The sequence below is a fragment of the Acidihalobacter yilgarnensis genome (assembly GCF_001753245.1).
Taxonomy (GTDB): Bacteria; Pseudomonadota; Gammaproteobacteria; order DSM-5130; family Acidihalobacteraceae; genus Acidihalobacter; species Acidihalobacter yilgarnensis.
Genome location: NZ_CP017415.1, coordinates 1,247,372 through 1,266,696 on the forward strand (window position 1 = coordinate 1,247,372; position 19,325 = coordinate 1,266,696).

Consider the following 19,325-nt stretch of genomic DNA (forward strand, 5'->3'; position numbering starts at 1 on the left):
GGCTGGCGCAGGAACGGTACAGGAGAGGTGTCCGAGTGGTTGAAGGAGCACGCCTGGAAAGTGTGTATACGGTAATCCCGTATCGAGGGTTCGAATCCCTCCCTCTCCGCCATTTAATTGCAATCCAGGGCTTCATCGTCGAGCCTTAGCCGCCGCTCAGTGTTCTGTGGCGGGGTATGACGAAGCCTCCGGCGCGACGATCAAAACGTCGCAGGCAGCGGCCCAGCTGGAGCAAGGTACAGGGCACGCCGGGTATCTCTCTCTGCCATTGTCTCCCCAACAGCGATCCCACTCACGGTTCTTGGATCGTCGTTTGGCCTCCGTATGATCGGGTGACAAACCCGGCCAGCGCGAGCGGATATGGTTCGGTATTCGTATCGAATACATTTGCGAGGGGGCGATGTTAGGATGTGTGGCTAGCGTGGGCTAAGGTGCTGGGGCTGCGCAAAGTCGGCAGCATTGCGAACGATTGGCAGCCAAAGATAGGCATTACGAAATGCAGACGCTCACGCTTCAAGCCCCCGACGACCTTCATGTGCATTTTCGCGACGGCGCGACTCTCGCGGAGACGGTAAGGGCAACGGCCCGTGTGTTTCGGCGTGCCATCGCGATGCCGAATCTGGTGCCACCGGTCAGAACGGCGGGGGAGGCAATGGCCTACAAACAGCGCATTATTGATGCTCGGCCCGACGGTTGCGTGTTCGAGCCGCTGATGACCCTGTACCTGACGGACGCTATCGACGCCGCCGAGATCGCGCGCGCCGCAGCCGCGGGCATCCGCGCGGTCAAGCTCTATCCGGCCGGCGCGACCACCAATTCCGAGGCTGGGATCGGCAATCTGGACAGCCTGTACCCCATTCTCGACATCTTGCAGGCGCACGGAATCATACTGCTGGTGCACGGCGAGGTGACTGATCGCAGCGTGGACATCTTTGACCGTGAGCGGGAGTTCATCGACCGGCACCTGTGTGCGATTGCCGAGCGGTTCTCGGACCTGAAGATCGTGTTCGAGCATATCAGCACGAAGGAGGCAGCCGAGTTCGTGGCCGAGGCCGGGGCGAACGTCGCGGCTACGATCACGCCACAGCATTTGCTGCTCAATCGCAATGACTTACTGGCCGGCGGTGTGAGGCCGCACAATTACTGCCTGCCCGTACTCAAGCGCAGAAACCATCAGGAGGCTCTCAGGGCGGCCGTGGTGTCCGGATCCAGCAAGTTTTTTTTGGGCACGGATTCAGCCCCGCATGAGGTGGCGACCAAGGAATCGGCCTGTGGCTGCGCCGGTTGCTACAGCGCCCCGACCGCCCTAGAACTCTATGCGCAGGTCTTCGACGAACTTGGCGCGCTCGATCGCCTGGAAGCCTTCGCCAGCCATCACGGCGCCGATTTTTACGGTCTGCCGAGAAATACCGGCACGGTGACCCTGATCAAGGAAGCGTGGTCGATCCCTGAGCGCGTCAATATCCCCGGCGTGGGAACGATCATCCCCCTGATGGCCGGTACGCGGCTCGACTGGAAGATGCAGCAGCCATCCGATTGAGCCGAAACACGCCTCTGAGGTCGTGCCGACAATGAACGGGGCAATGCGCTGGCGTTCACGCGTCGCCGCCGGAATGTTGCCCGGGTCCGTGATACCGATCAGGTCGCTTGCGTTCGCAGAGCGGCCGAGAGCAGATCGTTGAGCATTCCGGGACTTTTTTTACCGCCTGCCCAGGCGCCTCGCGTCGCGCGCGACCTGGAGCAGGGCCAAGGCACGAATCAGTTCCGCGTGAGCCAGTTGCTTGTCGTAGGGCAGTCGAGCCCGTTCGTCCAGGCTGCGTGCGTGTTTGACCGCTTCCTCAGCGGCGCGGGCGTCGATATCCTTTCCGCGTAAGGCGGTGTCGGCGAGTACGGTCACTTGGGTCGGCTGCACTTCCAGGTAGCCACCTTCGAGATAGAGATATTGCCAAGCGCCGTCGGTCAAATAGCGTGCCTCGCCGGGCATCAGTCGGGCGAGCACGGGCGTGTGCCCGGGCAGGACGCACATTTCGCCGCCTTCGGCGGGCAAGACGACGCGCTCGACGGTGCCAAGGAAGAGGCTGTCCTGAGCGGTAACGATGCTGAGCGTGATGTGTTTGCGGGTGTTTTCGTTCATTGCTGGGTGTGGTCGGGGCGATGTGCGTGCAGGCCTGCGACGATGACGTCCACGATGCGTTCGAATGCATCCATGCGGTCGGTGTTGACGATGAGGTCGAAGTCGTCGAATTCGTCTCGTGTGCGCCCGAAATGATGTTTCAGATAGGTTCGCCTGTCGACCTCGATACGACGCCACTGGCGTTCGGCTGCGTGGTGATCCAGATTTTCGCGCTGTGCCAGGCGCGCGATGCAGGTTGCCGGCGAGGCGCGCAGATAGACGCGGTACATGTCGGGGATGCTGGCGATGAGATGTACGCCGCGCCCGAGTATCACGCCGCCGTGTCGGGCGATGGCGAGGACCACTTCGACCAGAGCCTTGGCGTATTCGTCGGTCGAGGGAATGTTGCCGTAGCCGTGAAGTAGCCGCGAGACCAGCCCTGGTGGCGCCGATTCGTCCAGTCGGCGCATTAAGGCCGGATCGCCCTCGATCTGTTCAATAATGCCGTCGATGATGGCGCGGTCATATAAGGGCACGCCGATGCGCGCGGCGAGCAGCGGGGCGATTTCGCCGGCGCCGGCACCGTAATCGCGGCTGATCGCGACGAGCGGACCTTTGTGCGTGCCTTCGGGTGTGCCGCTTTCGTGCAACAGCGTGAGTAGATAGCGTTCCAGGGCGCTGCGTGACATAGGGTCGCTCCACGTGCGGATGGTTTCATGGTCGAGCAGACGAAGGCGCGATGCAATCTTTTGTCCTTTGTCCTTTGTCCTTTGTGCCGGTGGATCATTGCTACGAGTTGGTCGGGTTATGCTCATCCAGCAGCCCGGCTGTGCTGCGATTGGATGAATCAATGGGGAGGTTGGTGCATGAAAATCATCGAGGTCGTCGCGGAGGCGAGCAGCCGCGATACGGTGTCCGCGATCGGAGAGAAGATCGAGGCGCGCGATTTCCGTAGCGGGACGGTTGACGATGACGGCCGGCAATTCATGCGCCTGCTGGTTGCCGATGACAAGGTCCAGCACGCCTTGGATTTGCTGCAAAACGTACTTGGCGTGCAGCAGGGCGCACACATTGTCGTGCTGTCCGTCGAGGTGGCGCTGCCCCGGCAGAACGAGGCGGAAAGCCAGCAGGAGGATGCCGCGATGGCGATTCGCGAATCTCTGTATGCGAGCGTGGAACGGGATACGCGCCTGGGCGCGAACTACGTCGTGCTCGTGTTGCTGTCGACCGTGGTCGCAGGTATCGGGATGATCGAAGACAACGTCAGCGCGATCATCGGCGCGATGGTGATCGCGCCCTTGCTGGGGCCGAATCTAGCCTTTGGTTTGAGCACTGCACTGGGCGATCTTGGCCTGATGCGCAAGGCGGTGGGCAGTCTGTTGGTGGGCGTTACGCTGGCCGTGATGGCATCCGCCATCGTGGGTGCCTTTGTACCGCACGGACTCCTTGGCAGCCATGAGCTACTGGCGCGCACCACTACTGGCTACGATACCGTGGCATTGGCATTGGCTTCCGGTGCCGCCGCGGCCTTGTCGTTGACCACGGGGCTTTCCAGCGTGCTGGTCGGTGTGATGGTCGCAGTGGCTCTGTTGCCGCCTGCTGCCGCTTTGGGCCTCTTCCTCGGCGGAGGTGACCTATCGAGCGCCGGGGGGGCCGGCTTGCTGCTGGCGGTGAATATCGTGTGCGTGAACCTCGCCAGCAAGATTGTATTCCTACTCAAGGGCGTTCGGCCTCGAACCTGGGTGGATAAGGCACGCGCGCGTCGTGCCACCGCGATCTATCTTGCCATGTGGCTGGCGACGCTCGGGGTGCTGTTGCTGGCGATCTACTTGCGACGTGCATTGGGGGGCTGATACCGTCCGGCGGTCGTGCCGCGCGCACTTAAACGACGCTCCCCGCATCGACGGGATCGGGCGTGTTTCGGATGGAGCAAACTTGCAATGAAATATCTGCGTTATGGACCGCCGGGCGAGGAGCGGCCGGGGTTGCTGGATGGGGACGGTTTCATCCGCGACCTGGGGGGCGTGTTTGCGGACCTTGCGGGCGATTGCCTGGACCCGTCGCGTCTGAGCGATTTGACGACAGGTGACATCGCGTTGCTACCACGTGTCGAAGGCGACGTGCGTCTTGGATCGTGCGTGGTCGGGACGCGGCATTTCATCGGCATCGGCCTTAATTACGCTGATCATGCCGCGGAAACTGGTATGCCGATTCCGAGCGAGCCCATCGTGTTCAACAAGGCGCCGAGTTGCATCGGGGGTCCGAATGATCCGATTCCGGTGCCGCCGGGCGCGTTCAAGGTGGACTGGGAGGTGGAGCTGGCGCTGGTGATCGGGCGCCGCGCTTGGCAGGTGAGCGAGGCTCAGGCGCTCGATTATCTGGCTGGCTACTGCATCTGCAACGACGTTTCCGAACGCGCCTGGCAACTGGAGGGCACCGGGCAATGGCTCAAGGGCAAGAGCGCGCCGGGCTTCGGTCCGCTGGGGCCGTGGCTGGTCACGCCGGACGAAATCCCCGATCCGCTGTCCCTGGGTCTGACGCTGGAGGTCAACGGCGAGACCATGCAGTCCGGTAGTACCGCCACCATGATTTTCGGCCCGGCCTACCTGGTGTCCTATCTGTCGCGCTTCATGGCGCTGGAGCCGGGCGACGTGATTACCACTGGCACGCCGCCCGGCGTGGGCATGGCGCGGGGTCGTTTCCTCAAGCCCGGCGACCAGGTGCGTGCTGCGGTCGCGGGATTGGGTGAGCAGGCCAACGCGGTCGTCTGAGCGAGGCTAGCGCGCGAAGAGCTGGTCAAGATCGCGGAAGGCCTTGAATTCGAGGGCGTTGCCGGACGGGTCGCGGAAGAACAGGGTCGCCTGCTCGCCGGGTTCCCCCTGAAGCGGACGGTGGGTTCTATCTCGAAGACGACGCCAGCACGGCGCAGCCGCTCGGCGAGCATCTGCCAGGCTTCCATGTCGAGGACTACGCCAAAGTGGGGTACGGGCACCGACTTGCCGTCCACCGGATTGTACGCGGCGTGTCCCGCATGGTTTGGGTCGTGGTGGATCACGAACTGATGCCCCATGAAGTCGAAGTCGACCCAGTGCGGGGCGCTGCGGCCTTCGGCGAGGCCGAGGACTTCGCCGTAGAAGCGGCGGGCCTCGGTGAGGTCTCGGACGGGCACCGCGAGGTGAAACGGCTGCAGGGGCATGGCGGGGCTCCTATCGTGGCGTGACAATACAAAAAGTATCCCGCGCGCCGACGCGGCAAGGCAAGCGGGCGAGCGATGATTGAACCATGTGACATACCGACCAGTCTGACTCCATGTCGGCGGCCACCGACGGGTCTGCGCCGGTGGCCGCTTCATTTTTGAAAAACCGATCTAAACCCAAGGAGTGAATGATGCAACTTCGCGACATCAAAGGACGGGTGGCAGTGGTCACCGGCGCCTCCAGTGGCATCGGCGAGGCCGCTGCCCGCGCGTTGGCGGCAGAGGGCGTAGAGCTGGTGCTCGCGGCGCGCAGCCGCGACAAGATCGAGGCGCTGGCGGCCGAACTCGGTGGCGATTGCCTCGCGGTGCAGACCGACGTTGGAGATCCGGCACAGGTTGCAGCACTGTTCGCCCGGGTCGAATCGACCTTTGGCGGGGTGGATCTGTTGTTCAACAATGCGGGTGTGGGCTACAACGGGCCCTTCGTGGACAGTGATCCGGTGCAGTGGAAGGCGACCATCGATGCCAATCTCTATGGTGTGCTGTATTGGACACAAGCAGCGATCCCGCTGATGCGCGGGCGTGCGGGTGGCATGATCAGTACGGTTTCCAGCGTGGGGGGGCGTCACGGTATCGAGGGTTGGGCGGTTTACAACGCAACCAAATTTGCCGTGGTTGGATTTCACGACGCTCTGCGCAAGGAGCTGGGTCCAGAGGGTATCCGCGTGTCGCTGATCGAGCCCGGCGCGGTGTATACCCAGTGGGGCTACAACGTCCCGGGAGAGGCGATGCGCGAGCGACGCGACAAGCTGGAGGCGCTGCATTCTGAGGACATCGCCAATGCGCTGGTATTCGCCTTTGCGCAGCCGGCCAACGTGAATTGTCAGGAAATGCTCATCCTGCCGACGCGCCAAACCTATCCATAGATTCCTGGGTGGCAGCCCCCGGTGCGTGATCTCCGAAGCCTGTGTCGGCGAGATATAATGGCCGCTCATGGCCGGCCCCGTCGCCGGTCTGCCCGGGCTTTTGGGCCGTGGACGCAACCGGAGGGGGCATGGAGAATGAAACGGCATTATTGCTGATCGATGTGCAGCAGGGCATGGATACGGACGGGTGGGGGCCTCGTAACCGGCCTTGGGCCGAAAGCGAGATCGCGCGATTGTTGACGGCCTGGCGCGCGTCCGCGGCGCCGATCGTGCACGTCCGTCATTTATCCACGAATCCGGCTTCGCCGCTGTACTCGACAGGGCCGGGTGTCGCCTTCAAACCCGAGGCGTTGCCGGTGGCAGACGAGCCGGTGTTCGACAAGCGCGTCAATAGCGCCTTCATGGGTACGCATCTTGAGGCGTACTTGCGCGAGCGCGGTATCGCGCGACTCGTCGTCGCCGGCCTGACCACCGACCACTGCGTTTCGACCAGCGTGCGCATGGCGGCGAATCTGGGGTTCCGGGTAATGCTGGCGGAGGATGCCTGCGCCACCTTCGGGCGCGTCGGCTACGATGGGCGCTATTACAGCGCCGACGAACTGCATCGTGCCGCGCTGGTTAGCTTGCATGGTGAGTTCGCGCACGTCGTCACGACCACCGAGGCGATTGGAGTGTCCCTGTGATCGCGACCACACCAGAGCCGCCGTATTACGCGGCCATCTTCACGGCGCAGCCGGGTGCGGACGATGCCGGCTATGTAGAGACCGCCGCGCGCATGTTGATACTGGCCGAGTCGCAGCCAGGGTTTCTCGGTGTCGAGTCGGCGCACGAGGCCGGCGGCGGCATCACCGTATCCTACTGGCGCGACCTCGAATCGATCGCCGCCTGGCGGCGCCATGTCGAGCACCAGGCGGCGCAGCGTGAGGGGCGTGCGCGCTGGTACGCACGCTACGCCCTGCGTGTGGCGCGAGTCGAGCGTGCTCATGCCTTCGATGGAGCGGTTGTATGACACCTGCGGTGCAGTTGGCCAAGAAGGCCGGGGTCGCGCACAGCGTGCACGTCTACGAGCATGATCCATCGGTCACCGCCTACGGTGACGAGGCGGTGGACAAGCTGGGGCTGGACCCGGCGCGGGTCTACAAGACCCTGGTGGTGGCCACCGATACCGGCGCGCTGGCGGTGGCCGTATTGCCCGTGCCCGCAAAGTTGTCATTCAAGGCCTTCGCCGCCGCTGTTGGCGCGAAGAAGGTGTCCATGGCCGATCCGGCTGCTGTTACCCGCGCGACCGGCTATGTGCTCGGCGGCGTCAGCCCGCTGGGGCAGAAAAAGCGCCTGCCATTGGTGATCGACGACAGCGCACGCAGTTTGTCGACCCTGTTCGTCAGCGCCGGGCGCCGTGGACTTGAGATCGAACTGGCCCCCGAAGCTCTGGCCGAACTCACGGGCGGCCGCTTCGCCGCCATCGTGGCGGATTAGGCGACACGCGTGCGCCTTTGGTCGCTACACCCGGAGTATCTTGACGCGCGTGGCTTGGTGGCGTTGTGGCGCGAAGGTCTGCTGGCACAGAAGGTGTTGCTCGGGCAGACGCGTGGTTACCGACATCATCCGCAGCTGATTCGCTTCCGCGGGCGGCCCGATCCTGTCGCCGTGGTGGCTGCGTATCTGGCCGTGGTGCAGGCGGAGGCCACGCGGCGCGGCTATTGCTTCGACGCGGATAAGCTGGCCGCCGTGCGTGACGCCACGCCGATGCCGGTGACGCGCGGCCAGCTTGATTACGAATTGGCACATCTGAGCGCCAAATTGGCGGTACGCGATCCGCAGCGTCTTGCGGCGATCGCCAGTCCGTCCATCGTTCGGCCGCACCCTTGTTTTGAGGTGGTGCCCGGTCCGGTGGCTGATTGGGAGATTCTCGCGGTGTCGGGTTAGCGCGCGCGTCGCTTGTTCTGGGCGGATGGCGGTGTACAATAGCGGCGCGCCACCCGACGGGTGGCGTCGTTTTTGTAAGATCGGCCTGTATTGCCCCGGATAGCCGGCGGCAGGCAGGCTGCCGGGTACCCCCTCAGGTACCCGAACGTTCATGGTGGCCCGCATCGGCCCCTCGCAACGATAAGCTGTTAACCCCGCCAGGCCCGGAAGGGAGCAACGGTAGCAGTGATTTCGTGTGCCGGGGTGTGCTGGTGCGGGTTGCCTCCAATCGGTATAGTCCCAAGCTTTGGCAGCCGCCGATCCGAACGATGACCTACCAGGCACTGGCGCGTAAATGGCGCCCACACAACTTCGACGAACTGGTGGGCCAGGCGCACGTGCGCCGGGCCTTGATCAATGCCCTGCGCGACCAGCGTATCCATCCGGCTTATCTGTTTACCGGCACCCGCGGCGTCGGCAAGACCACGTTGGCGCGTATTCTGGCCAAGTGCCTGAACTGCGAGACCGGTGTGACACCGACGCCCTGTGGCGTCTGTTCGGCCTGTCGTGAGATTGACGAGGGGCGCTTCATCGACCTGATCGAGGTCGACGCGGCTTCGCGCACCAAGGTGGAGGACACCCGCGAACTGCTCGAAAACGTGCAGTACGCGCCCACGCGTGGGCGTTACAAGGTCTACCTCATCGACGAAGTGCACATGCTCTCCGGGCATAGCTTCAACGCCCTGCTCAAGACCTTGGAGGAGCCGCCACCGCACGTGCAGTTCCTGCTTGCGACCACCGATCCGCAGAAGTTGCCCGCGACGATTCTCTCGCGCTGTGTCCAGTTCGGCCTCAAACGCATCCCGGAAGGCGCCATTGCCGAACAGCTTGCCAGCGTGCTCGATCGCGAAGGCCTTTCCGGCGAACCGGATGCGCTGCGCGATCTGGCTCACGCGGCCGACGGTAGCCTGCGCGACGCGCTGAGCTTGCTGGATCAGGCCGTGGCCTACGGCGGCGGCACGGTCAACGAGGCCGATGTACGTGACATGCTGGGCACGATTTCCCGTGACGCGGTATTACGCCTGCTGCAGACGCTGGCGGCCGGTGATGCCATGGGGGTGTTGGGTGTAGTGGATGAGTTGGCCGAACAGGCGGCCGATTTCGCTTCTGTTCTGACGGATTTGCTCACGGCTTTGCACCGACTGGCGGTACGCCAGTTCAGTACGCCCGTGCCAGATGGCGCCGATTCGACCGATGGCGTCTGGTCCGATCTGGCGGCCGCACTGAGCCCGGAGGACGTTCAGCTTTACTATCAGATTGCACTGATCGGCCGACGTGACTTGCCACTGGCGGCCGACCCGCGCAGCGGTATCGAGATGGTGTTGCTACGCATGCTGGCGTTTCGGCCTGGGACCGGCGAGATGCAGACCGCGCGCGGTTTGACGCCGCCATCGATACCGACAACGCGTTCCCCACCCGCGCCCGTTGGCGCGGCCGAGCCGCGGGCCGAATATACCTCCACGCCAGCGGGTCGCGAGGAGGCTGCGGCGAGACCCACGCACACACCAGCCTCTGCACCCATTCCAATGGTGTCCTCGTCTGCCGCCGCCACATCGACCGGGAGTGACACCGGCGATTGGGCTGCGCGCGTGGCGGCACTGGGTCTGCGCGGCCTCGCCGGCCAGTTGGCCAGCCATACCAGTCTGATCTCGGCCGACGACGGGCACTACCGCTTGGCCATTGAGCGTGCCTCCGAGCATTTGTGTACCGAGATGGCCCGCCAACGTTTGACCGAGGCGCTGTCCGCCGCCGATGGTTGCCAAGTGCGCATCGATATCCAGGTGGCGGAATCGGTGGGCGATACACCCGCAGTGCAGGCTGAGCGTGTCGCGGCCAGTCGACAGTCAGAGGCGGAGCGTTCGATCGAGACGGACGAATGGATACAGAGCATCCGCGCGCAGTTGGACGCAAAGGTAGTGCCGGGCTCGGTGCGTCCCCACGTGGATGCGCCCAATTTGAATGATCGCTAAGAGGACGATACGAACATGAAGGGACCCATCGCAAGTTTGATGAAACAAGCGCAGCAGATGCAAGCCGACATGCAGAAGGCTCAGGAGGAGCTTGCGAGCATGGAAATCACCGGTGAATCTGGCGGCGGCATGGTCAAGGTGGTGATGACCGGGCGGCACGAGGCGCGTCGCGTGATCATCGATCCGAGTCTGCTGGGCGACGACAAGGAAATGCTGGAAGACTTGATTGCCGCGGCGATCAACGATGCCAGTCACAAGATCGAGGCGGTGAGCCAGGAGCGTTTCTCCGGGATGGCTTCGGGCGTCAATCTGCCACCCGGCTTCAAGTTGCCGTTCTAAGCCGATGGCGCAATCCGCATTGCTCGATGCCCTGGTCGAGGCACTGCGTTGCTTGCCGGGTGTGGGCCCCAAATCTGCCCAACGGATGGCCTATTACCTGCTGGAACGGCACCGCGACGATGCACTGCGACTGAGCGACACGTTGAAGGTGGCGGTCGAGCGTATCGGTCACTGCGAGCGATGCCGTACCCTGAGCGAAACCGGCTTGTGCTCGGTTTGTGACGATACTCGGCGCGACGCGGGTTTGTTGTGCGTGGTGGAGAGCCCTTCACACCTACAGGTCATGGAGCAGGCGACGCACTTCAAGGGGGTTTATCACGTGCTCATGGGGCGCTTGTCGCCGCTCGACGGCATCGGGCCTGAAGAGTTGGGTCTCGACCTGCTGGAGCAACGCCTCGCGCAGGGCGAGGTTCGTGAACTGATCATGGCGATTAGTCCGACGGTCGAAGGTGAAGTTACGGCGCATTATCTTGGCGAAATGGCGCATGCCCACGGCGTGCGCGTTACCCGTCTGGCGCAAGGTGTCCCGATGGGCGGCGAGTTGGAATACCTCGATAGCGGCACCTTGACTCATGCCTTCGAGTCACGTCGTGAATATTGACCCGCGGTCGCTTACCCAACGCAATCCAATATAAAAGAGGCGAGCTCATGAGCGACTGTCTTTTCTGCAGAATCGTGGCCGGCGAGATTCCCGTCGAACCGGTCTACCAGGATGAGGAGGTGTTCGCCTTTCGCGACATCAATCCTCAGGCGCCGCTGCACGTGTTGGTGGTGCCGCGCCGGCACATCGCGACGCTTAACGATCTTGAGGCGGGCGACGAGACGTTGGTCGGGCATCTGCACCGCGTTGCGGCACGAATCGCCGCCGACCACGGCCTGGCGGAGCCCGGTTACCGCACGGTGTTCAACTGTAACGAACAAGCAGGCCAGACGGTCTTCCATCTGCATCTGCATCTTTTGGGGGGCGCGCACTGGGGTGGCCGCCGGGTTAGCTTAGCGCCTAGTCAGGATGCGCGCGTGTTGGCGTGGCGGTGACAGGTGCGTGCGCAACCGGAGCCGGGTCGAACTGTCGATCGTAGCCACGCTGGTCGATGTCGTGCACGCTGAGTAGCAGCGCCATCAGCAGATAGCTTAGCAGCGCCGCAGCGCCATGCCGGCGTAGTACCTGAGCGCCATCCTTCGCCCGGACCAGGGTGGGGCGCCGGTAGCCGATCAAGGTGAGGACGGTGAGGATCAGCGAGACGGCGAGCAGGAGGTAAAGCCAGACGTTGGTCATCATGCTCTATATAGAGTCGTCGCCTCAGGCGGAGTTCCGCATCTCGGTCGATAGAGCAAGGAAGTTACGCAGGCGCGTGGCTGCAATTTCTCCAGCCTCGACGGCTTCCTTCACCGCGCAGCCAGGTTCCGCTCGATGCTGACAGTTGTGGAAGCGGCAGTGGCCGAGGCGCGCGGCAATTTCGGAGAAACCCTCGAGCAAGGCCTCCCGGTCGGGTGCATAGGGGGCGAAGTCGCGCACGCCAGGGGAGTCTATCAGGTCACCGCCGCTCGGCAGGGCATAGAGATGTGCGTGGGTGGTGGTATGCCGGCCTTCGCCCGTCAGTGCGGAGAGCACGCCGACGCGAATTTCCAGCGAGGGGTCCAGGGCGCGCGTGAGCGAAGATTTGCCGACGCCTGATTGTCCGACAAGCAGGCTGGTGCGTCCGGCAAGGCGCGCACGCATGGCCTCGATGCCACTACCGGTAAGCGTACTCGCCGGCAGTACCGGGTAGCCCAGGCCGGCGTACAGCGCCTGCGTCTCGGCGACATGGCTGGCCACGGTGTCCTCCAGTGCGAGGTCGATCTTGTTGATCACGATCGCCGCCTCGGCGCGGAGGTCCGCGGCACCCACCAGATAGCGGTCGATGAGGCCCCAGTCCGGCGATGGCCGGGTGGACACGACGATGATGACCTGATCGATATTGGAGACGCCAGCACGTGGGCGTCCTCGATGGTCAGGGCGGACCAGGCAATTTCGCCGCGGCATCAGATGAGTGAGAACCGCCTTGTCGATACCGTGTTCGAAGGCAACCTCATCGCCGCATACCGGCGCGCGCAGGTGTTCGGGGCCTTGCTTGACCAGATTGCGTGGTGAGATCGCCTTGTGCAGTTCGCCGGTCCCGTCGCGAACAATCAGTGCCGCGCCGAAGCGGGCGACCACGCGGCCGTGTGTCATGCGTTGAGGGCGTCGATGTGAGCGGCACAGATGAAGTCGTTCTGCGATAGCCCGTTGATGGCATGCGTGGAGTAGCGTATGCGGCACCGGCCGTAACCAACCTCAAGGTCTGGGTGATGATCTTCGCGATGGGCGATCCAGGCAAGCGCATTGACGAAGGCCATGGTGTCGTGGAAATTCGCGAAGCGTAGCTCGCGGGTAATGGCGCCGCCGTCCTCGACCAGTCGCCAGTCCGGGTGCAGACCGCTCATCAGTCGTGCGGCCTCGGACGTGTCCAGAGGCGGCACGCCACCTTCGCAGGGTGCGCAATGTCCCTGCCTAAGTGTGTTCCCGACGTCGTCAGTGTTCATGGGGATCTCCTCGCTCTGGATGGGGTGGTCGGCTCAGGTCGTGCCTGCGGTGTCGAGGCGATGAAGATGTTCGACCCGGATCGAAGCGGGTGGATGCGAATCGTAATAGGCCGAATGCAGCGGGTCCGGGGTCAGCGTACTGGCGTTATCTCGATAGAGCTTGACCAGGGCATGTACCAGGGGCGCGGCTCCGCCCGTCTGTAGGTGTGCGAAGGCGTCGGCCTCGAATTCCTGCTTGCGTGATCGCCAGGCGAATAACGGCGTCAGCGGGAAGGTGAAGCTTGGCAGAGCGATCAGGAATAGCAGTAGTGCCATGTGCGTGGATGGGATGGATACGCCGAGGCCAGCGTAAAACCAGTTCTGTCCCATCAGCCAGGCGAGCAGGGCGAGGCCGGCGAGGCTGAGCGCGCTCATCAGCCACATCGCCTTTTGGACGTGGCGATGTCGGTAGTGACCCAGTTCGTGTGCGAGCACGGCTTCGATTTCTTCGGGGCTCAGTTTGTCGATGAGGGTATCGAAGAAGACGATGCGTTTGTTGCGTCCAAGCCCGGTGAAATAGGCGTTGCCGTGGCCGGAGCGCTTCGATCCGTCCATCACGTAAATACCCTTCGAGCGGAACCCGGCGCGTGCTAGCAGGGCTTCGACACGTTCGCGAAGCGCACCATCGGGCAGCGGCTCAAAGCGGTTGAAGAGGGGCGCGATGAATCGTGGGAAGGCCCAGGCCATGAATAGGCTGAAACCGGTCCAGACCACCCAGACGTAGAGCCACCAGGCGGCGCCCATGCGTGCCATCAGCCAGAGGATGAGCACCAGCAGAGGCAAGCCCAGGATCAGCAGGAGCAGACCCTGCTTGAACAGGTCGCCAAGGTAGGTGGCCGGCCGTGTACGGTTGAAGCCGTAACGTGCCTCGACCACGAAGGTCCGCCACAGTGCGAAAGGCTGGTCGAGCAGGCCGCCGATCACGATCACACTGAGTACGGTGGCCGTACCGGCCAGCAATGGCGGCCAGCCGGTGGCTTGCCACAGACGGTCGATGAAATCGAGTCCGCCACCCAAGGTCCAGCCGAGCAGGATCAGTGCCTCGAATCCCATTTCCAGGCGCGAAAAACGCACTCGGCTGATGGTGTAGTCGGCGGCGCGCTGATGGGCGGTGAGCGGGATGCTATCGGCAAAATCAGCCGGTACCTGGGCGCGATGCTGCTGGACATGGCCAATTTGGCGATTGGCTAACCAGAGGCGCAGTCCGAGGCTTAGCGCGACGGCGACAAGGAAGATGAGGGTGAAGAGGTGCATATAGGCTCCAGGCCGTCCTGATTCGTGGATGCCGTTCTAGTGTACGTGCTCGGTCGTGGCTTTTGCAGATCGATACTCGATCTGGTGAGGATCGTTTGATATATTGAACATCGTTCATTAAATTAGGGGAAAAAGGTGCATAGTGGAGTGGGGATATGGATGGGATACGGTGGGCGGTAGCCCTCAATCTGACGCGCCTGCGCGGGTCTCGTGGACTGTCTCTGAGCCGCCTGGCCAAACTGGCCGGCATTTCCAAGGGCACTTTGTCGGCATTAGAGCAGGGCGCCGGTAATCCGACCATCGTCACGCTCTGGGCGCTTGCTGATGCTCTGGGCGCCCCCTTCGGCGCACTGGTCGAGGGCGCCGATACGGCAGTGGCCGACGCCTCACCGGGCGTACACGTGCGCCTGCTGGCGCAGTCGTTCGGGCCACCGCGCATGGAGAGTTATTTGATGACATTGGCAGGGGGGGCGGTGCGCGAGGCCGCCGGCCACGGTGGTCGTGTGGACGAGCGTGCCATCGTGCTGCAGGGGCGAGTCCGTGCCGGGGTGTTGGGCGATACGCATCTGCTCGATGCAGGCGATGAGTGGACCTTCGACGGCGTGCAACCGCATTTGTATGCGGCCCTGGAGGGGCCTGCGACCTTGTTGGTGATGATGCGTTACGCGGCGTTGGGGCCCGGGATATGAGCGCATTTCGACGCGGTTTTACGGCCAGCCTCCCGATTGCGGCAGGCTATCTGCCAGTGGCGGTCGCCTTCGGCGTGGCGGGTCAGGCGGCAGGGTTGCCCTATTGGTCGCTGGCCTTCACGTCCGCAGCGGTTTACGCCGGAGCCAGTCAGTTTGCACTGCTCGCTGCGCTGTCGCTGGGTGCGGCACCGCTTTCGGCGGCATTACTCGCGATGGTCCTTAATCTGCGACACTTCGTCTATGGCCCCGCCCTGAGCCGGCAATTGGCGGGTTTCAGCCGACGAACCCGTGCCGGGCTCGCCTTCGGACTCACGGACGAGACCTTCGCTGCGACGTACGGGCGTCTGCGCGCGACTGAGCCGCCAGCAGTTCGGCGCGACTGGATATTGGGTCTTGAGAGCGGTGCGTATCTGGCCTGGCAGGGCGGTACGACGCTCGGCGCGCTGGGTGGAGCGGGCATGCTTGCCTGGTCGCCGCTATTCAGGCCGGTGCTCGATTTTGCCTTACCTTTGCTGTTCGTGTTGCTGTTGCCGCCGTTACTGGCGACCGTGCGCATGCGTCTGGCCACGGTCGTCGGAGGCGTCGCGGCGCTAGTGTCGCAGCTGCAAGGAGCAACCTCCGTGGGGTTGGTAACCGCTGCCGTGAGTGGCGTGTTGGTGGCCTGGTCTTGGCGGACGATATGAACCTACACGATTGGCTGATCGCAGCTTGCGTGTTGGCATTGGCGACTTACGCGATTCGCCTTGCGGGCACTTGGCTGGCGGGTGCCGCGGCACGCAGCGAGCATCGCCTCGGGCGTCTGTTCGAGCCGGCCGGCCCGGCCCTGATCGCGGCCTTCGTGGTGGTGTCTCTGGTGCCGGTCGGGCATACGCCTGCGCTGGCACCACTGGGTGGCGAGCTGCTGTCGATGGGCCTTGCCCTGTGGGTACAGCGCCTGAGTGGCCAATTATGGAGCGGGATGCTGGTCGGGCTCGTGGCCTACGGCCTGTGGCTTGCCGCGGGCATTGGATCGTTGCACTGACGCCGATGCGAGAAGCGGTGGCGGGGTGATATAGAATGCCGCCTCATACGCATAATCCAAGGAGAACGCCCGATGCCCGCCAGCCCGGACAACCTGATCTGGATCGATCTCGAAATGACGGGGCTGGAGCCCCAGCAGGACGTCATCATCGAGATTGCCACCGTGGTCACGGATCGCCTGCTCAACGTGCTGGCCGAAGGGCCGGTGTTGGCGATCCATCAACCGGCCGAGGTGATGGCGGGAATGGACGACTGGAACCAGCGCCAGCACGGGCAGTCCGGTCTGATCGCGCGCGTAGCCGAGAGCCGCATTGATGCCGACGAGGCACAGGCGCGCACGCTGGCTTTCCTGGGTGAGCACGTCCCGCCAGGCGTGTCGCCGATGTGTGGTAACAGTATCTGCCAGGACCGACGCTTTCTGGCACGCCTGATGCCCGAGTTGGAGCGTTTTTTCCATTACCGCAATCTGGATGTGAGTACGCTCAAGGAACTGGCCAAGCGTTGGTATCCGGCGGTGGCCAAGGGTTTTTCAAAGACCTCGCAACACCTCGCGTTGTCCGATATTCACGATTCCATTGAAGAGTTGCGCTACTACCGGGAACGGTTGTTGCCACCGATCGAGTAAGCCGGGTTGAGACGTGTACCGACCTCAGGTCGGTCCGTGCTCCAGCGGCAGGTGCGAGGCATTGCCCCAGTCCGACCAGGCGCCGGGATAACCTTTGACCTTGGTATAACCGAGATGGCGTAGCAGCGCCCAGGTGTGTGCCGAGCGGTGGTGCGTCTGGCAATAGCAGATGATTTCCTTGTCGGGCGTGACACCGAGGGCTTCCAATTCGCGGCGCAGTTCGTCCTCCTCACGGATACGCAGGTTACGGCTGCGATCCATGGCGCGCGTCCATTCGAAGTGAAGGGCGCCGGGGATGCGGCCGCCGCGCGCCGCGCGCACGTCGTGTCCGTGGTATTCGGGCTGGGTACGCGTATCCAGAATCAATACCTGCTCGTCGCCCAGTCGCGCGGCGATATAGTCGCGATCAGCCACGACACCGCCGTGATAATGGGCCTGATATTGCGTCGGCACAGGTTTGACCGGGGTGGCTTCGAGGGGATGGCCCTCGTTGGCCCAGGCGTGCAGACCGCCGTTGAGCATGCTGTGGCCTTCGAGCCCATAGGCGGCCAGTGTCCACAGGAGACGCGCGGCCTTCCCACCACCTTCGTCGTCGTAGGCAACGATATGCTTGCCATCGGCGAAACCGATGGCGGAGAGCAGGGCGCTCATATGCGCCTCGTCCGGAAGCAGGCCGGAGATGGGTGGGTGTGCTTCCACGATATCGCTGTATTCAAGATGAATTGCCCCCTGAATATGCCCAGCCTGATAAATTTCCACCTTGCACAGATCGATCACGATGAGATCGGGGTCGCCCAGGCCGGATTCCAGTTCGGCAGGTTCGATCACGAGAGGGGCGCTTGCAGTCATGGCGGATCTCCTTGGGTCTTCGCGACCGGCGAGACGACTTGGGGAGGGAATCCCGGGCGTGTCCGGTCGGGCGAGAGTATGGTGTCGCACTGCTCCAGTGTGGGGTCCGATTCGGGAAAATCCAAGGTGAAGTGCAGGCCTCTGCTTTCATGGCGCGAGAGCGCGGAGACGATGATCAGCTTGGCGACCAAGGCCAGATTGCGCAGTTCAACAAGGTTATTGCCGATACGGAAGTGTCGATAGTACTCGTCGATCTCAGCCAGCAGCAGGTCTACACGGCTGAGCGCACGCCGTAGGCGCTTGCTGCTGCGGACGATGCCGACATAATCCCACATGAAGCGACGCAGTTCGGCCCAGTTGTGAGTAACCACGACCTCTTCGTCGGAGTCGCTGACCTGGCTGTCGTCCCAGGGTGGCAGCGGGGATGGCAGCGGGGATGGTGTTGCATGGCGCTGTTGGATATCCGCCGCCGCGGTTTTGGCGAAAACCAGGCATTCGAGTAACGAATTGCTGGCCAGACGATTGGCGCCGTGCAGACCGGTACAGGCGACCTCGCCGAGGGCATAAAGACCCTCGATGTCGGTCCTGCCGTCGAGATCGGTCACAATGCCGCCGCAGGTGTAGTGTGCGGCGGGCACGACGGGGATAGGGCCTTGTGTCATGTCGTAACCCAGAGAGAGGCAACGCGCATGAATATTCGGGAAGTGCTCGCGGATGAAGTCCGCGGGACGATGGCTGATGTCGAGATGCACGTTGTCGATGCCCAGCCGCTTCATTTCATGATCGATGGCGCGGGCGACGATATCGCGGGGTGCGAGGTCGCCGCGTGGGTCGAAATGCTGCATGAAGCGCGTGCCGTCGGGCAGCAATAGACGAGCGCCTTCACCGCGCAGGGCTTCGCTGATCAGGAAGGCCTTCGCGCGAGGCTCGTAGAGCACGGTGGGGTGAAACTGCATGAATTCCATGTTCGCCACGCGACAACCCGCACGCCAGGCCATGGCGATGCCATCGCCAGAGGCGCCGTCTGGATTGGAGGTGTAGAGGTAGACTTTACTGGCACCGCCGGTGGCCAGCACCACTGTGCGTGCGGAGAGTGTCATGACATGATCGGAACTTCGGTCGAGGACATAGGCTCCAAGAACCCTGTCGGACCCGTCCGCGGCGATTTTGCGCGCGGTGATCAGGTCGACCGCGATGTGATTTTCCAGCAGGCTGATGCCGGGATGCGCGCGCGCGCGCTCGATCAGGGTGGTTTCAACGCCCCGGCCAGTGGCGTCGGCCGCATGCACTACCCGGCGATGACTGTGTCCACCCTCACGGGTGAGGTGGTATTCGTCGGTGTGTTCGGGTTCGCTGCGCCGGGTGAAGGGTACGCCCAGTTCGCTCAGCCATGCGATCGCTTCGGGAGCGCCTTCAACCGTCAGGCGGACGGCGTCCGTATGGTTCAACCCGGCGCCCGCGTTGAGCGTGTCGGCAATATGGGAGTCGAAGGAATCTTGGTGGTCGAAGACGGCAGAGATGCCGCCTTGAGCATAGAATGTGCAGCCCTCATGGAGAGGGCCTTTGCTCATGACGGCAACGCGCAGCGTGTCGGCCAAGCGCAGCGCAGTCGCGAGACCTGCGGCGCCGCTGCCGATGACGAGAACGTCGTAATGCAGGTCTGTGCCTTGTGAGTGCGTCATAGAATCAGCTATTTTGTCACACTTTGTGGACCCGATGCGCAGGGCCTTGTTACGGAACAGGAGGGGGACATGGATGAAGCAATGAACCCCCAGGAA

23 protein-coding genes, 1 tRNA gene, 1 other RNA gene and 2 pseudogenes are annotated in these 19,325 nt (G+C 63.2%); 18 read left to right on the forward strand and 9 right to left on the reverse strand.

All coding sequences use genetic code 11. The features are described from left to right. Positions 1-21 precede the first annotated feature (21 nt). Positions 22-112, forward strand: a tRNA-Ser gene (locus BI364_RS05865). 384 nt (positions 113-496) lie between these two features. Continuing rightward, positions 497-1,540 carry a dihydroorotase gene (gene pyrC, locus BI364_RS05870; protein WP_070077933.1) on the forward strand — a complete coding sequence of 348 codons (1,044 nt, stop codon included), beginning with the start codon at positions 497-499 and terminating at the stop codon, positions 1,538-1,540. Positions 1,541-1,699: 159 nt separating this feature from the next. On the opposite strand, the gene atpC is transcribed toward pyrC, so the two are convergent. Then, complete coding sequence (atpC, locus tag BI364_RS05875; RefSeq protein WP_070077934.1) at positions 1,700-2,134, reverse strand: ATP synthase F1 subunit epsilon; 435 nt, start codon at positions 2,132-2,134, stop codon at positions 1,700-1,702. Then, positions 2,131-2,802 (reverse strand): cytidylate kinase-like family protein, encoded by a 672-nt coding sequence (locus tag BI364_RS05880; protein ID WP_070077935.1) that lies wholly within the window; start codon positions 2,800-2,802, stop codon positions 2,131-2,133. Before BI364_RS05880 ends, atpC begins: the two co-directional genes overlap by 4 nt. Before the next feature lie 177 nt (positions 2,803-2,979). On the opposite strand from BI364_RS05880, the gene BI364_RS05885 reads away from it, so the two are divergent. Further along, positions 2,980-3,966, forward strand: a complete 987-nt coding sequence (locus BI364_RS05885; RefSeq protein ID WP_070077936.1) for a TIGR00341 family protein — start codon at positions 2,980-2,982, stop codon at positions 3,964-3,966. An 87-nt stretch (positions 3,967-4,053) separates the two neighbouring features. Then, entirely contained in the window at positions 4,054-4,884 is an 831-nt protein-coding gene (locus BI364_RS05890) for a fumarylacetoacetate hydrolase family protein (protein ID WP_070077937.1), read from the forward strand. Between the two features lie 164 nt (positions 4,885-5,048). Here the strand turns inward: BI364_RS05890 and BI364_RS18975 are convergent. Further along, positions 5,049-5,465, reverse strand: a pseudogene (locus BI364_RS18975) (VOC family protein); the annotation flags it as partial. A 32-nt stretch (positions 5,466-5,497) separates the two neighbouring features. Here BI364_RS18975 and BI364_RS05900 point away from each other — a divergent pair. From BI364_RS05900 to BI364_RS05945, 10 genes and pseudogenes are all read left to right on the forward strand, one after another. Beyond that, positions 5,498-6,235 (forward strand): SDR family oxidoreductase, encoded by a 738-nt coding sequence (locus BI364_RS05900; protein ID WP_197495902.1) that lies wholly within the window; start codon positions 5,498-5,500, stop codon positions 6,233-6,235. Between the two features lie 128 nt (positions 6,236-6,363). Beyond that, positions 6,364-6,918, forward strand: a complete 555-nt coding sequence (locus tag BI364_RS05905; RefSeq protein WP_070077939.1) for a cysteine hydrolase family protein — start codon at positions 6,364-6,366, stop codon at positions 6,916-6,918. After that, positions 6,915-7,244, forward strand: coding sequence for an antibiotic biosynthesis monooxygenase family protein (locus tag BI364_RS05910; protein WP_070077940.1), 330 nt, complete (start codon positions 6,915-6,917; stop codon positions 7,242-7,244). The genes BI364_RS05905 and BI364_RS05910 overlap by 4 nt, the downstream gene beginning before the upstream one ends. After that, positions 7,241-7,711 (forward strand): Cys-tRNA(Pro) deacylase, encoded by a 471-nt coding sequence (ybaK, locus tag BI364_RS05915; RefSeq protein ID WP_070077941.1) that lies wholly within the window; start codon positions 7,241-7,243, stop codon positions 7,709-7,711. The genes BI364_RS05910 and ybaK overlap by 4 nt, the downstream gene beginning before the upstream one ends. Positions 7,712-7,720: 9 nt before the next feature. Continuing rightward, entirely contained in the window at positions 7,721-8,161 is a 441-nt protein-coding gene (locus BI364_RS05920; protein ID WP_070077942.1) for a pyrimidine dimer DNA glycosylase/endonuclease V, read from the forward strand. A 161-nt stretch (positions 8,162-8,322) separates the two neighbouring features. Continuing rightward, positions 8,323-8,419, forward strand: an RNA gene (gene ffs / locus BI364_RS05925) — signal recognition particle sRNA small type. A gap of 50 nt (positions 8,420-8,469) precedes the next feature. After that, on the forward strand, positions 8,470-10,170 hold the full coding sequence (gene dnaX, locus BI364_RS05930; RefSeq protein WP_070079936.1) for a DNA polymerase III subunit gamma/tau: 1,701 nt from the start codon (positions 8,470-8,472) through the stop codon (positions 10,168-10,170). Positions 10,171-10,185: 15 nt separating this feature from the next. After that, positions 10,186-10,509: a YbaB/EbfC family nucleoid-associated protein gene (locus BI364_RS05935; RefSeq protein WP_070077943.1), complete on the forward strand. Its 324-nt coding sequence runs from the start codon at positions 10,186-10,188 to the stop codon at positions 10,507-10,509. 4 nt (positions 10,510-10,513) lie between these two features. Continuing rightward, a complete protein-coding gene (gene recR / locus BI364_RS05940) occupies positions 10,514-11,110 on the forward strand; it encodes a recombination mediator RecR (protein ID WP_070077944.1) in 597 nt (198 codons plus the stop codon). A gap of 47 nt (positions 11,111-11,157) precedes the next feature. Next, positions 11,158-11,501, forward strand: a pseudogene (locus BI364_RS05945) (histidine triad nucleotide-binding protein). 8 nt (positions 11,502-11,509) lie between these two features. On the opposite strand, the gene BI364_RS05950 reads toward BI364_RS05945, so the two are convergent. From BI364_RS05950 to BI364_RS05965, 4 genes are read right to left on the reverse strand one after another with little or no spacing between them, the layout of a single operon-like run. Next, on the reverse strand, positions 11,510-11,788 hold the full coding sequence (locus BI364_RS05950) for a hypothetical protein (RefSeq protein WP_070077945.1): 279 nt from the start codon (positions 11,786-11,788) through the stop codon (positions 11,510-11,512). 21 nt (positions 11,789-11,809) lie between these two features. After that, positions 11,810-12,721: a ribosome small subunit-dependent GTPase A gene (gene rsgA, locus BI364_RS05955; RefSeq protein WP_070077946.1), complete on the reverse strand. Its 912-nt coding sequence runs from the start codon at positions 12,719-12,721 to the stop codon at positions 11,810-11,812. After that, the gene (locus tag BI364_RS05960) at positions 12,718-13,071 is read right to left on the reverse strand and encodes a 4a-hydroxytetrahydrobiopterin dehydratase (protein ID WP_070077947.1); all 354 of its coding nucleotides are present in this window, start codon (positions 13,069-13,071) and stop codon (positions 12,718-12,720) included. The genes rsgA and BI364_RS05960 overlap by 4 nt, the downstream gene beginning before the upstream one ends. A 33-nt stretch (positions 13,072-13,104) precedes the next feature. Continuing rightward, positions 13,105-14,364, reverse strand: coding sequence for a M48 family metallopeptidase (locus BI364_RS05965; RefSeq protein ID WP_070077948.1), 1,260 nt, complete (start codon positions 14,362-14,364; stop codon positions 13,105-13,107). 155 nt (positions 14,365-14,519) lie between these two features. On the opposite strand from BI364_RS05965, the gene BI364_RS05970 reads away from it, so the two are divergent. The 4 genes from BI364_RS05970 (at position 14,520) to orn (ending at position 16,698) form a co-directional block, all read left to right on the forward strand. Next, on the forward strand, positions 14,520-15,053 hold the full coding sequence (locus tag BI364_RS05970; RefSeq protein WP_070077949.1) for a helix-turn-helix domain-containing protein: 534 nt from the start codon (positions 14,520-14,522) through the stop codon (positions 15,051-15,053). Beyond that, entirely contained in the window at positions 15,050-15,736 is a 687-nt protein-coding gene (locus tag BI364_RS05975; protein ID WP_070077950.1) for an AzlC family ABC transporter permease, read from the forward strand. Before BI364_RS05970 ends, BI364_RS05975 begins: the two co-directional genes overlap by 4 nt. Further along, entirely contained in the window at positions 15,733-16,074 is a 342-nt protein-coding gene (locus tag BI364_RS05980) for an AzlD domain-containing protein (protein ID WP_156782637.1), read from the forward strand. The genes BI364_RS05975 and BI364_RS05980 overlap by 4 nt, the downstream gene beginning before the upstream one ends. Before the next feature lie 72 nt (positions 16,075-16,146). Further along, entirely contained in the window at positions 16,147-16,698 is a 552-nt protein-coding gene (gene orn, locus BI364_RS05985; protein ID WP_070077952.1) for an oligoribonuclease, read from the forward strand. A gap of 24 nt (positions 16,699-16,722) precedes the next feature. Here the strand turns inward: orn and BI364_RS05990 are convergent, their stop codons facing one another. Beyond that, complete coding sequence (locus BI364_RS05990; protein WP_070077953.1) at positions 16,723-17,547, reverse strand: sulfurtransferase; 825 nt, start codon at positions 17,545-17,547, stop codon at positions 16,723-16,725. Continuing rightward, entirely contained in the window at positions 17,544-19,229 is a 1,686-nt protein-coding gene (nadB, locus tag BI364_RS05995) for an L-aspartate oxidase (protein ID WP_070077954.1), read from the reverse strand. The genes BI364_RS05990 and nadB overlap by 4 nt, the downstream gene beginning before the upstream one ends. Positions 19,230-19,325 lie beyond the last annotated feature (96 nt).